Annotated in this window: 13 protein-coding genes; 11 read left to right on the plus strand and 2 right to left on the minus strand. The window is 73.9% G+C overall.

What is annotated here, in order from left to right; genetic code table 11:
• Nucleotides 1-21: 21 nt before the first annotated feature.
• Nucleotides 22-738, plus strand: a complete 717-nt coding sequence (locus tag OGH68_RS29660) for a helix-turn-helix domain-containing protein (protein WP_264248214.1) — start codon at nucleotides 22-24, stop codon at nucleotides 736-738.
• Here OGH68_RS29660 and OGH68_RS29665 read toward each other — a convergent pair.
• Nucleotides 678-1,070, minus strand: coding sequence for a VOC family protein (locus tag OGH68_RS29665; protein ID WP_264248216.1), 393 nt, complete (start codon nucleotides 1,068-1,070; stop codon nucleotides 678-680). The genes OGH68_RS29660 and OGH68_RS29665 overlap by 61 nt on opposite strands.
• Before the next feature lie 111 nt (nucleotides 1,071-1,181).
• Between OGH68_RS29665 and OGH68_RS29670 the strand changes: the two genes are divergently transcribed.
• The 9 genes from OGH68_RS29670 (at nucleotide 1,182) to OGH68_RS29710 (ending at nucleotide 10,404) form a co-directional block, all read left to right on the plus strand.
• Complete coding sequence (locus OGH68_RS29670) at nucleotides 1,182-1,883, plus strand: response regulator transcription factor (protein ID WP_264248219.1); 702 nt, start codon at nucleotides 1,182-1,184, stop codon at nucleotides 1,881-1,883.
• Between the two features lie 14 nt (nucleotides 1,884-1,897).
• Nucleotides 1,898-3,004 carry a sensor histidine kinase gene (locus OGH68_RS29675; RefSeq protein ID WP_413471134.1) on the plus strand — a complete coding sequence of 369 codons (1,107 nt, stop codon included), beginning with the start codon at nucleotides 1,898-1,900 and terminating at the stop codon, nucleotides 3,002-3,004.
• A 119-nt stretch (nucleotides 3,005-3,123) separates the two neighbouring features.
• Nucleotides 3,124-4,008, plus strand: coding sequence for an ABC transporter substrate-binding protein (locus OGH68_RS29680; RefSeq protein WP_264248222.1), 885 nt, complete (start codon nucleotides 3,124-3,126; stop codon nucleotides 4,006-4,008).
• Between the two features lie 145 nt (nucleotides 4,009-4,153).
• Nucleotides 4,154-6,070, plus strand: coding sequence for an NAD-binding protein (locus OGH68_RS29685; RefSeq protein ID WP_264250348.1), 1,917 nt, complete (start codon nucleotides 4,154-4,156; stop codon nucleotides 6,068-6,070).
• Between the two features lie 159 nt (nucleotides 6,071-6,229).
• Nucleotides 6,230-6,409, plus strand: coding sequence for a hypothetical protein (locus OGH68_RS29690; RefSeq protein WP_264248223.1), 180 nt, complete (start codon nucleotides 6,230-6,232; stop codon nucleotides 6,407-6,409).
• Between the two features lie 149 nt (nucleotides 6,410-6,558).
• Nucleotides 6,559-7,044 (plus strand): cation:proton antiporter regulatory subunit, encoded by a 486-nt coding sequence (locus OGH68_RS29695; RefSeq protein WP_264248225.1) that lies wholly within the window; start codon nucleotides 6,559-6,561, stop codon nucleotides 7,042-7,044.
• Nucleotides 7,045-7,050: 6 nt separating this feature from the next.
• Nucleotides 7,051-8,265, plus strand: a complete 1,215-nt coding sequence (locus tag OGH68_RS29700; protein WP_264248227.1) for a cation:proton antiporter — start codon at nucleotides 7,051-7,053, stop codon at nucleotides 8,263-8,265.
• Between the two features lie 91 nt (nucleotides 8,266-8,356).
• Nucleotides 8,357-9,619 (plus strand): VWA domain-containing protein, encoded by a 1,263-nt coding sequence (locus OGH68_RS29705; RefSeq protein ID WP_264248229.1) that lies wholly within the window; start codon nucleotides 8,357-8,359, stop codon nucleotides 9,617-9,619.
• On the plus strand, nucleotides 9,619-10,404 hold the full coding sequence (locus OGH68_RS29710; RefSeq protein ID WP_264248230.1) for a hypothetical protein: 786 nt from the start codon (nucleotides 9,619-9,621) through the stop codon (nucleotides 10,402-10,404). Before OGH68_RS29705 ends, OGH68_RS29710 begins: the two co-directional genes overlap by 1 nt.
• 55 nt (nucleotides 10,405-10,459) lie before the next feature.
• Here the strand turns inward: OGH68_RS29710 and OGH68_RS29715 are convergent, their stop codons facing one another.
• Nucleotides 10,460-10,897, minus strand: coding sequence for an SSI family serine proteinase inhibitor (locus OGH68_RS29715; protein ID WP_264248232.1), 438 nt, complete (start codon nucleotides 10,895-10,897; stop codon nucleotides 10,460-10,462).
• Between the two features lie 331 nt (nucleotides 10,898-11,228).
• On the opposite strand from OGH68_RS29715, the gene OGH68_RS29720 reads away from it, so the two are divergent.
• Complete coding sequence (locus OGH68_RS29720; protein WP_264248234.1) at nucleotides 11,229-12,263, plus strand: PHP domain-containing protein; 1,035 nt, start codon at nucleotides 11,229-11,231, stop codon at nucleotides 12,261-12,263.
• The last annotated feature ends 186 nt before the right edge of the window (nucleotides 12,264-12,449 follow it).

Below are 12,449 nucleotides of genomic sequence, written 5' to 3' on the forward strand. Positions count from 1 at the left end.
GACGGGGATAACCTCGGAAGGATGTACGAGGAGAGGGCGTCCCGGATACCGGGTGCCGTTGTGTGGACCCGGACCGCGGGCCCCGGCGCCGCGTACCCCGTGCTTCCCGACGGGTGCATGGACCTGCTGTGGTCCGAGGGGCGGCTGTTCGTCGCGGGCCCCGACACCCACGCCCACGCACCCGGCGGCACGGCCGCCTGGGCCGGCGTGCGGTTCGCACCCGGGGCAGCGCCCGCCGTGCTCGGCGTGCCGGCGCACGAGCTGCGGGACCGGCGGGTGGAGCTGGCGGACCTGTGGGGCGCGGCCCCGGCCCGCAGGCTCGCCGAACTGATCGGCACGGCCGCCGACGAGGCGGCCGCGCTGGAGACGGTCGCCCTGGAGAGGGCCGTGCCGCCCGATCCGCTGACGACCGCCGTCGTACGGCACCTGGACGCCGGCGGCACCGTCGCCGCAGCCGCCGACGCGGCCGGCCTGAGCGCCCGGCAGCTGCACCGGCGGTCGCTGGACGCCTTCGGCTACGGCCCCAAGACACTGGCCCGCGTCCTGCGGCTGCAACGGGCCCTGACGCTGGTGCGCCGCGGTGTCCCGTACGGGGCCGCGGCGCTCGCCGCGGGCTGCGCCGACCAGGCGCATCTCGCCCGGGAGATGCGCGCCCTGGCGGGGATCACCCTCGGCGCCTACGACGCGTTGGCGAAGAGCGAGACACCGAGCCCGTCGGGGTCGAGCACGACCGCGTAACGCTGGCCCCACACGGCGTCCCACGGCGCCAGATGGCTGCGGTAGCCGGCGGCGACGAGGTCGTCGTGGACCGCGTCGACCTCCGCCGGGCCGGCGCAGAGGAACGCCGGGCCCATGCGTTCCCCGCCGGTGGGCCGGGTCCAGTCTGGGTCGAAGGAGCGGACCGTCTCCTCCGTGTCGAACAGCAGGCGCAGCCCGCCGGGGAGCGCGGCCTCCGCGTGCGGCGCGGAGTCCGCCTCCGCGGGGATGTCGAGGCCGAGGCGGCGGTAGAAGGCGAGTGAGGCGGCCATGTCGGCGACGACCAGGCCGACCGCGTCGAATCGTGGAGTCATGGCCCCAACGTAGAACGGCGCCGGACCCGTGGTCTTGAACGAATCGGACGTCATGGATTCGTAAGGCGGGCCCGTCCGCCGCGCCGCCCCGCGGGCGAGGACACTGGCGGTATGCACAGCATTCTGGTCGTGGACGACGATCCGACGGTCGCCGAGGTCGTCACCGGATATCTCGAGCGGGCCGGTTTCGCCGTGGACCGGGCCGGGGACGGGCCGCAGGCGCTCAGGCTCGCGGCGGGGCGCCGCCCGGACCTGGTGGTCCTCGACCTGATGCTGCCCGGCATGGACGGCCTGGAGGTGTGCCGCAGGCTGCGGGCCGGCGAGGCGCGGCCGGTGCCCGTGATCATGCTCACCGCCCGTGGCGACGAGGACGACCGCATCCTCGGGCTCGAGGTGGGCGCCGACGACTACGTGACCAAGCCCTTCAGCCCCCGGGAGCTGGTGCTGCGGGTGGAGTCCGTCCTGCGCAGGGGCGGTACCGCTGCGGGGGAGCGGCGCCCCGGACCCGAGCTGGCCGCCGCCGGGATCGTGCTGGACCCGGCGGCCCGGCGAGCGGTGAAGGACGGACGTGAACTCTCCCTGACACTGCGGGAGTTCGACCTGCTGGCCCATCTGATGCGCCACCCCGGCGAGGCGATCGGCCGGGAGCGGCTGATGCAGGAGGTGTGGGGCTGGGAGTTCGGCGACCTGTCGACCGTGACCGTCCATGTGCGCCGGCTGCGCGGCAAGATCGAGGACGACCCGGCGCACCCGAGGCTCATCCAGACCGTGTGGGGTGTCGGCTACCGCTTCGACGCCCCGGAAGAAGGCTGATCGCCGTGTGGGACATGCTGCTCATCGCCCTCTACGCGCTCGCCGGGGCCGCCGCGGCCGGGATCGTCGGCGCGCTCGTGCTCCGGGTGCTGCGGCAGCGTTCCGTCGCCGTCTCGCTGACCGTCGTCGCGGCCGTGGCGGTCACCGCGATGCTCGCCGGCACCCTGGCGGTCGCACAGGCGATGTTCCTCTCCCCCCACGACCTGACCGTCGTCACCATGGTCGTGGCGATGGCGGCCGTCGTGTCGCTGGCGACGGCACTGCTGCTCGGCCGGTGGGTGGTCGCCCGCAGCCGGGAACTGACCCTGGCGGCACGCTCCTTCGGCGACGGTGGCTCCTTCGCCGCGCCCGGCGGTGCCTCCACCGCCGAACTGGACGCCCTCAGCAGGGAACTCGCGGCGACGAGCGACCGGCTCGCCGCGTCCCGGGAACGCGAACGGGCCCTCGAGACGTCCCGGCGCGAACTGGTCGCCTGGATCTCGCACGATCTGCGGACCCCGCTCGCGGGGCTGCGCGCCATGTCGGAGGCGCTGGAGGACGGTGTCGTCCAGGACCCCGAGCGCTACTTCCGGCAGATCCGCACCGAGGTCGACCGGCTCAACTCGATGGTCGGCGACCTGTTCGAGCTGTCCCGCATCCATGCGGGCGCCCTCGCGCTCTCCCCGACCCGGATGTCGGTCTACGACCTGGTCGGGGAGGCCCTCGCGGGCGTGGACCCGCTGGCCCGCGAGCACGGGGTGCGCCTCGTCGGCGACGGCGTCGAGCCGGTACCCGTCGAGGTGGACGGCAAGGAGATGACCCGGGTCCTCGCCAACCTGCTGGTGAACGCGATCCGCCGGACCCCGGCCGACGGGACGGTCGCCGTGGCCGCCGAGCGCCGCGAGGACTGGGTCGTCCTGTCCGTCACCGACGGCTGCGGCGGGATCCCCGAGGACGACCTGCCGCGCGTGTTCGACACCGGCTGGCGCGGCTCCCAGGCCCGTACGCCGCCCGCCGGGGCGGGCCTGGGGCTGGCGATCGTCCGCGGCATCGTCGAGGCGCACGCCGGCCGCGCCGAGGTGAGCAACGTGTCGGGCGGCTGCCGCTTCGAGGTGTCGCTGCCCGCCGCCGCCCTGCGGTGACCGGCGGCCGGCGAAACCGTCGCTGCCACGAGGCGTGAGGGGCCGGGCGGCTGGGCAGGCAACGCTCCAGGACAGGGGTGACAGGACCGGCGACCGCTCGATGTGGGGGGCGTGCCTCTATGGCGCAACGGACACAGTGGGAATTCCTCGACGACCGCGGCCGGCCGGCCTCCGCGCCGCAGGTGCCGTCCCGGCTGGTCACCTACATACAGGCGGGCGCCGCGCTGTTCGACCACGGACTGCGGCCCGCGGGCCTGTTCGGCTCCGCCCACGACGGCGCGGACCCCGACCCGGCCAAGTCCGGCGACCTGCCGCCGGACGCCGTCCCGTACCTGGGGTCCGGCCCCGGGGTCGACGCCGGGACCGTGCTGGCCGCGGGGCCGGACCTGGTGGTGGCCGTGACCTACGGCTCCGACCAGATCTACGGCCTCGATCCGGACACGGCCAAGCACATCGAGGAGCGTGTGCCCGTCGTGGTGATCGACGTGGGACAGGGCCGTTCGTTCGACGCGATACGCGACCGTTTCGAGGAGCTGGCGCACTCGCTCGGCGCGGCCCCGGAGCCGTCGGCCGCGTCCGCGCTCGCCGCGGCACGGGCCCGCCTGCGCGAGGCCGCCACCGGCGCACCCGGGGTGCGGGTCCTGGCGCTGTCGCCGGCGGGCCCCGACCGTGTCCATCTCGCCAGACCCGGCGCCTGGCCGGACCTCAGGGCGCTGGCCGAGTGCGGAGTCGCGCTGGTGGAGCCGGAGCCCGGCCCCGGCGCCAACTGGTCCACCACCGGCTGGGCCGCCGTCCGGCGGCCGGCACCGGACATCGTCCTCGCGGACGTACGGTCCAACGCACACCCGGTCGCGCAACTGCGGGGCGTGCCGGACTGGGAGGCGATCGAGGCCCGGGCGCGGCTGCTGCCGTGGAACCCGGAGACGCCGCCCAGCGCCCGCGCCCATGCGCGCTTCTTCGACGCGGTCGCCGCGGCGCTGGAGGAGGCACCGGTGCCCTCGTAGTGTCCGCGCCGCAGCCGCGCGGACGGACGGCGCGAGCGGTGCCGCCGCAGGCCCCGGCGCATGAGCGGCGGGCCGCGCAGGGCACCCTGGGAGCGTGTCCTCCTCACTGCCTCACCAGGCCCAACCCCCCACCGCCGGCGGTCATATGATCGTGTGCGGCGACGACGCCCTGGCCCACCGGCTGGCCACCGAACTGCGGGAGGTGTACGGCGAGCGGATCACGCTCGTCGTACCCGCCGCACAGACGGCCCGCGGCTCCGAGACGCAGAACGCCGGCCGGGTGCGGGCCTCCGCGCTCTTCGGCCGGATGTCCGCCGTCATGACACGGGCCGTCGGCACCCCGGTCAACCCCGGCGACACGCCGCCGCCCGACCTTCCCCGGGTCGTCGAAGTCCTCGAACTCGGCGAGGACACACTGGTGGACGCCGGTGTCGGGCACGCCGCCGCCCTGGCGCTGGTGTACGACGACGACGAGAGCAACATCCGGGCCGCGCTGGCCGCCCGCAGGCTCAACCCGCATCTGCGGCTGGTGATCCGGCTCTACAACCGCAAGCTGGGCCAGCACCTCGAGGAACTCCTCGACCAGGCCGCCGCGTTGGCCGTGCCCGGCCTGGACACGGCGACCCTGGACGCCTCCACCACCGTGCTCTCGGACGCCGACACCACCGCCCCCGCGCTCGCCGCCACCGCCGTGGCCGGCACCAGCAAGGTCGTACAGGCCGACGGACTGCTGCTGCGGGCGGTCGAACGCACGCCGCCGGGCCGCGGCGAGATCGCCGACCCGGGACTGTGCACCCTCGCCCTGCTGTCGTCCACCACCAACGACCCCGCCGGTGCCGAGGGTTCCGACAGAAGCGGCCACGACGGGCCGCGTCTGCTCCCCGACGACCGCAGCGTCGCGGAGGCCACCGGCCGCGGCACCGTCGTGCTCGAGGCGATCTCCCACAGCCCGGCCGGCGGCGGGCAGGCCCGGTTCGCCGGCCGCGGCGCCCCGCTGAAGCAGCTGTTCTCCCGGCGGCTGCGCTGGTCGCTCGCCGCCCTCGGCGCCACCGTCGTCGCCCTGGCCGCCGTGTCCGCGGTGGCCACCGACGACAGTCCCCTGCACGCGATGTATCTGATCCTGCTCGACCTGTTCGGTATCGGCGACCCCGCCGTCGGCGCGGAGGCCGACCGGCAGATCCTGCAACTGCTCACCGGGGTGGTGGGACTGCTCATGCTGCCCCTGACGGTCGCCGCCGTGCTGGAGGCCCTCGGCACCTTCCGCAACGCGTCCGCCCTGCGCCGCCCGCCGCGCGGACTGTCGGGCCACGTCGTGCTGCTGGGCCTCGGGAAGATCGGGACCAGGGTCCTGATGAGGCTGCGGGAACTGGGTATCCCGGTGGTCTGCGTCGAGGAGGACCCGGAGGCCCGGGGCATCCCGCTCGCCCGGCGCCTGCGGGTGCCGACGGTGCTGGGGGACGTCACGGAGGAGGGCGTACTGGAGGCCGCCAAGATCCACCGGGCCCACGCGCTGCTCGCCCTCACCAGCGCCGACACGACCAACCTCGAAGCGGCCCTGTACGCACGCTCCGCGAAGCCCGACCTCCGGGTCGCCCTGCGCGTCTACGACGACGACTTCGCCACCGCCGTCTACCGCAGTCTGCGCGCCGCCCACCCCGACGCGCTCACCCGCAGCCGCAGCGTCTCCACGCTCGCCGCCCCCGCCTTCGCCGTGGCGATGATGGGGCGCCAAATCCTGGGCGCCGTTCCGGTGGAACGCAAGGTGCTGGTCTTCGCCGCCGTCGAGGTCGCGGGCCATCCGCGGCTGGAGGGCCGTACGGTCGCCGAGGCGTTCCGGCCCGGCGCGTGGCGGATCGTGGCCCTCGACTCGGCCGCCCCCGACGAGCGCCCGCCGGACCTGGCGTACTCGCGCCGCACCCCGGAGAACGACGGGACCGGCCTGGTGTGGGACCTCCACCCCGGGTACGTCCTGCGGGCCGAGGACCGGGTGGTCGTCGCCGCGACCCGCCGGGGAGCGGCCGAACTCCTCGGGCGGCGTCCGCACCTGCGCGCCGGCGGATGACACGCCCCTCGCCGCTGGCGGCCGTACGGTTCAAGCCATTTGCCCTGCGGTAGGATTCTTTACCGAGTCATTGCAACGCTCCTGGAGTGGTGCGATGTGCCTCAGTGACAAGAGGGTTTACCGGCGCCGTGCGGTGCCGGCCGGACGGAGGGGGGCGGGATGGCACACGGACGCCAGGGCCACCGCCCGTCGGCCGCCCTCGTGGCCCGCCCCTCCGCCGCCCTGTCGCGGACCGGCCGCAGGCCCGCCCGCATCGACGCGCGTGCGCGCAACGGCGTCCCCGACCCGGCCCGCGGGGGCCGCCCCGCGGACCCGCGCCGCTCAGCCCCCGGCGCCTGACGACCGAACCGGCCGACCGATCCACGGCCCGGTCGGTGCCGGTGTGCGACACCCGGTGCGAAAATCCCCTCCGGCCGCCGGCACACCGGACGGCCGCCGGAGCCGGGCACCCAGCCCGCACCCCACCGACCGCCGTACGGAGCCCCTCCATGGAACCCACCGCCCACGTCAGCGAAACGACCCTGCCGGGAGTCGGCACGAGGTACGACCTGAGGACCGACGCCGGCGCCCACCTGTCCGTCGTCGTGCACCAGGACGGCCGCCGCATCCTCGCCTTCCACGATCCCGAGGACGACGACGACTGCAAGGACGCCGCCGCCCTCGCCCCCCACGAGGCGACCGCGCTGTCCAAACTCCTCGTCCCCGACCCGGTCGCCCATCTGCACCAGCACCTCGAGATCGACCTCGTCACGGAACACATCCCCGTGACGAAACGGTCCCCCTACGCCGGCAGGCTCCTCGCCGACACACAGGCGCGCACCCGCACAGGCGCGTCCATCGTCGCCGTACTGCGTCGCACCGCGGCGTTCCCCTCGCCCGCCCCGGACTTCCGCTTCGCCATCGGCGACACGCTCGTCGTCGTCGGCACGCGCGAAGGCGTCGACGCCGTTGCCGAACTGATCACCGGAGGATAGACACCCGTGCACGACACCACCGCGCTGCTCATCGAACTCGGGGCGATCATCCTGGCCCTGGGCCTGCTCGGCCGGCTCGCCGGACGCATCGGGTTCTCGCCCATCCCGCTCTACCTGCTCGCCGGACTTGCATTCGGCCACGGCGGGCTGCTGCCGATGAATGCCAGCGAGGAGTTCATCGCGACCGGCGCCGAGATCGGCGTGATCCTCCTGCTGCTCCTCCTCGGACTCGAGTACAGCGCCTCGGAGCTCGTCACCAACCTCAAGACGCAGTATCCGTCGGGGATCGTCGACTTCGTCCTCAACGCCCTGCCCGGCGCGGTGGCGGCACTCCTCCTCGGCTGGGGAGCCGTGGCCGCCGTCGCCCTCGCCGGTGTCACGTGGATCTCCTCCTCCGGTGTCATCGCGAAGGTCCTCGGCGACCTGGGCCGGCTCGGCAACCGAGAAACGCCCGTCATCCTCGGCGTCCTCGTCATCGAGGACCTCGCCATGGCCGTCTATCTGCCGCTGCTGACCGCGCTGCTCGCCGGTCTGAGCCTGGCCGGCGGCAGCCTCACACTGCTGATCTCGCTCGGCACCGTCGGCATCGTCCTGTACGTCGCCCTGCGGCACGGCCGCCTGATCAGCCGGGCCGTCTCCTCGGACAACCCCGAGATGCTGCTGCTGGTCGTCCTCGGCCTCACCCTCTTCGTCGCGGGCATCGCCCAGGAACTCCAGGTCTCCGCCGCCGTCGGCGCGTTCCTCGTCGGCATCGCCCTCTCCGGTGAGGTCGCCGAGGGCGCCCACAATCTGCTCGCGCCGCTGCGTGACCTGTTCGCCGCGGTCTTCTTCGTCTTCTTCGGCCTGTCGACCGACCCCGCGGCCATTCCGCCGGTCCTGCTGCCCGCGCTGATCCTCGCGTTCGTCACGGCGCTGACGAAGATCGCCACGGGCTGGTACGCGGCCCGTCGCGCCGGCATCGGCCCGCGCGGGCGCCTGCGGGCCGGCGGGGCGCTCGTGGCCCGCGGCGAGTTCTCCATCGTCATCGCGGGCCTCGCGGTCGGCGTCGAGCCGCGGATCGGACCGCTGGCGACGGCGTACGTCCTGATCCTGGTCATCGTGGGGCCGCTGACGGCGCGTTACACGGAGCCGATCGGCCGGCGTCTGCTGCGGCAGCCGTCGCCCGGCAAGCAGTCGCCGCCGGCACCGGACTCGGCACGCGCCGCGGCGACGACGGGCTGACCGCACCTCTCACCGCGTGGCTGGGGCCGGGTGCGGGCCTGTTCGTGCCGCCGGTTTTGGATCACCGGGGGATCACCCATACGATCCGCCGATGATCATAAGAAGATGGCCGGCGGCCGGCGCTCTCGCCGTGCTCGCCGTGCTGATCGCCGGGCTCGCCCCGGCCCCGGCGGTCGCCGACGAACCGGTGACGAAGGAAGCCCCGAAGGTCGAGCTCGTGCTGGACGTCAGCGGCTCGATGCGGGCCCGCGACATCGACGGCAAGAGCCGGATGGCCGCGGCGAAGCAGGCGTTCAACGAGGTGCTGGATGCCGTGCCGGAGGAGGTGCAGCTCGGCATCCGGACCCTCGGCGCCGACTATGCCGGCGACGACCGCAAGCGCGGGTGCAAGGACACCCGGCAGCTGTACCCGGTGGGACCGCTGGACCGCACGGAGGCCAAGACGGCAGTCGCCACGCTGGCGCCCACCGGCTGGACGCCGATCGGCCCGGCGCTGCTGGGTGCGGCCCAGGACCTGGAGGGCGGTGACGCGACCCGCAGGATCGTGCTCATCACCGACGGCGAGGACACCTGCGCACCGCTCGACCCGTGCGAGGTCGCGCGGGAGATCGCGGCGAAGGGCATCCATCTCGTCATCGACACGCTCGGCCTGGTGCCCGACGCCAAGACCCGGGCGCAGCTGAGCTGCATCGCCGAAGCGACCGGCGGTACGTACACCTCCGTGCAGCACACCGACGAACTGTCCGACCGGGTGAGCCAGTTGGTGGACCGGGCGGCGGACCCGGTGGTCGTGCCCGTGGCCACGCGGGGCGCCGGCCAGTGCGCCGACGCGCCGCGGCTGGAGCCCGGCCTCTACACGGACCGGGAGAAGTTCGGCGAGCACCGCTGGTACCGGGTGGACGTGCTGCCCGGCCAGGAGCTGCGCGCCTCCGTGAGCGTCGGCGCCGACCGCGCGGTGAACAGGGACTACGGGGTGCTGCTGCGCGCCGTCACCGTCCACGGCCGGGAGATCGTACGGGGCTCGGAGGCCGGCGACGGCCGCACCGATCTCGTCTCGACCGGTCTGCGCTACCCGAAGCCCGAGGAGAGCGGTGACGAGCCCGTGGCGGAGACGGTGTGCCTGCAGGTGAGCAACTCGTTCTCCGCGCCGCCGGCCGTCAAGACCGAGCCGGGCCTGCCCGTCGAGCTCACCGTCGACGTGGTCGACGCTCCGGAGGCGGCCTCGGACGTTGCCGCGTTCGGCCTCGGCCGCGGCTGGTGGCTGCTGGGCACCCTGGTGCTCACCGGCTTCGCCGCCGGGCTGCTGTGGGGCTGGGTCTCGCGCCTGCGTGTCGCCGTCTGGAGGACCAACTGATGCGTGTCGCACGCGTACTGACGGCCGCGGCGCTGACCGCCGCCGCGCTGCTCGGCCCGGTGGGCGCCGCCCTGGCGGACGATCCGTCGCCGAGCCCCGGCGGGGACGGGAGCGCCCCCACCGAGGCCGGTACCACCTTCCGTACGGCCACCCCGATCGAGCAGGACCAGAAGGCCACCGCGAACGCGTCCAGCGGTGACTACCTGTACTGGGTGTTCCCGGCCGACGCGGAGCAGCGGCCCACCGTGCGCGCCCGGGTCGCGCTGCCCGACTCGGCGGAGCGGCACGGCCCCTCGACGTGGCGGATCGACGTCTACGACGGGCTGCGCCGCCGCCAGCCGTGCATGTACGGCATGCAGGCCAGGACGGTGGCCGCCGACGCCGGGTCCGTGGAGCTGGCGTGCACCCTGCGGACCGTGCGTTCGCTCGCCGAGCCGTGGTCGAACGACCCGCTGCCCGGCAGCTACTACCTGCGCCTGACGGTGACCGATCTCCCCGAGGAGGATCTCGGACTGCCCGTGGCGGCCGAGGTCGAGGCGGTCTCGAAGGACTCGGGCGGTGCGTACGCCGTCGACGGCGCGCTCTCCGAGCCGCTGGTGCCGGGGGTGTCCGCCGACGAGCGGCGCAACGAGGAGGACGCGGCCCTGGACTGGTCCTCCGGCCGGTGGTCCGACCGCTGGGTGTGGACCGGTGCCGGAGGGCTGCTCGCCGCCCTCGCCGGTGTGGCCGGCTACGCACTGACCCGGGGCGCCGGCCGCCCCTCGCGGGTGCCGCCGGGCGCCTGAGCCCAAGGCGCGGGCGGCCGCGGGGGTGTTCCCCGCGGCCGCCCGCCGGAGTGTCTCAGAAGGCGAACACCGTGCCGCTGCTGCTGCCCTGGACGCACGTGTTGCCGAACGTGTGGGCGTAGCTGACGCGCTTGCCGTTCCACACGCCGTCCGCGGTGACCGTCACCGGGTCCCACTCCTTGGTGCACATGACGCCGGAGTCCCGCGTGGTGACGGCGTCGAAGCCGCCGTCGGCGGCGAGCAGTTCGGCGCAGGCCGCCTCCGGGTCGGGGTGCGTTCCCGTGGCCGTGGGCGTACAGCCGAGGGTCACCGCGCGCAGGACCGTCCCGGTCGCCGCGTCGTCCCCGGCCGTGACGGTCAGCACGAGGGCCGACGGCGCGTAGAGGCTCTCCGTGCCCGTCTGCGCGGCGCCGGCACTGCCGACGGCGGGTGCCGCGACGAGGGCCAGCGTGGTGGTGGCCGCGAGCGCGAGTCCTCTGGCGATGTACCGCATTTCGAACACTCCCCTGGATCGTTGTTTCGGAAATCGGACGGGAGTCTTGCTCACCGCGGTGAAGAACGCGCGGTTCTCCGCACGATTTCGGTCACGTGTCGTGAGGACCGATGGGCAGGCAGTGACCGGGAGGTGGGTGCTGACCAGCGGTTCAGTAGGCCGTGGAATCGGCCGAAGAAAGACGTTCGGCGTGATTTATCAATGGAATTTGAGGTCGTTGAATTCTTGAACCATTGATTTAAAGGCCTGGCCGGGTTCAGTCGGCCTTCTCTCAGCGTTGGACGGTCCGTCCCCATCGGTGTTCACTGAGCGGAGGGCCAGGGAGGTGACCATGGAACCGGTGGAGGCGCTGGAGCGGGTCGCCTTTCTCCTGGAGCGGTCACTGGCCGAGACCTATCGCGTGCGGGCCTTCAGGACCGCCGCGGCGGCCCTCGCCGGTCTCGGGAGGCAGGAGATCGCCGACCGTGCCGCCGCCGGGACACTCGTCAGGATGAAGGGCATCGGCCCCAAGACCGCCCGGGTGATCGAGGAGGCCCTCGCCGGCGGCACCCCCGCCTATCTCCAGCGGCTCGAGGAGGAGGCGGGCAAACCGCTCGCCGGGGCCGGCAGCGAGCTGCGCGCGGCCCTGCGCGGCGACTGCCATCTGCACTCCGACTGGTCCGACGGCGGCAGCCCCATCGCCGAGATGGGGCGCACCGCGGCCGCGATCGGCCACGAGTGGGCCGTCCTCACCGACCACTCGCCCACGCTCAGCGTCGCCCGAGGACTGACCGCGGAGCGACTGCGCGCCCAACTCGACATCGTGGCGGCCCTCAACGAGCAGTGGGCGCCCTTCCGGCTGCTGACCGGCATCGAGTGCGACATCCTCCCCGACGGCACCCTCGACCAGGAACCGGAGCTGCTGGACCGGCTCGACCTCGTCGTCGCGTCCGTCCACTCCAAACTCCGCATGGACGCGGGCGCGATGACTCGGCGGATGCTCCGCGCCGTCGAGAACCCGCTCACCGACGTGCTCGGCCACTGCACCGGGCGGCTCGTCACCGGTGGCCGGGGAAAACGGCCCGAGTCGCAGTTCGACGCAGACCGCGTGTTCGCCGCCTGCGCCGAGCACGGCACCGCCGTGGAGATCAACAGCCGTCCCGAGCGGCGCGATCCGCCCCGCCGGCTGCTGCGCCGCGCCATGGAGGCGGGCGCCCTCTTCGCCGTCGACACCGACGCACACGCCCCCGGCCAGCTGGACTGGCAGATCATCGGCTGCGAACGCGCCGAGGAGTGCGGAGTTCCGGCCGAACGGGTCGTCAACACCTGGACGGCGGACCAGCTTCTCGACTGGACCCGGACCAGGCGCCCACCGGACGCGGGCTGACGGCCCGAGGACGGGCGGCCTGTAATTCGCTGGCGCGGCCGCCGGGGGCGGGTCTATGGTTCTGCCGTCGACGTCGGTTCGTCGGACCCGAAGCAGGAGGTGAGGACATTGATGACTGTCATGGCGGCGGGCGCTGCCCGCATGCAGAGGACCATCATTTCCACCCCTGTGGTCTCCGGCTGACAC

Origin of the sequence: Streptomyces peucetius, assembly GCF_025854275.1 — a bacterium.
GTDB lineage: Bacteria > Actinomycetota > Actinomycetes > Streptomycetales > Streptomycetaceae > Streptomyces > Streptomyces peucetius_A.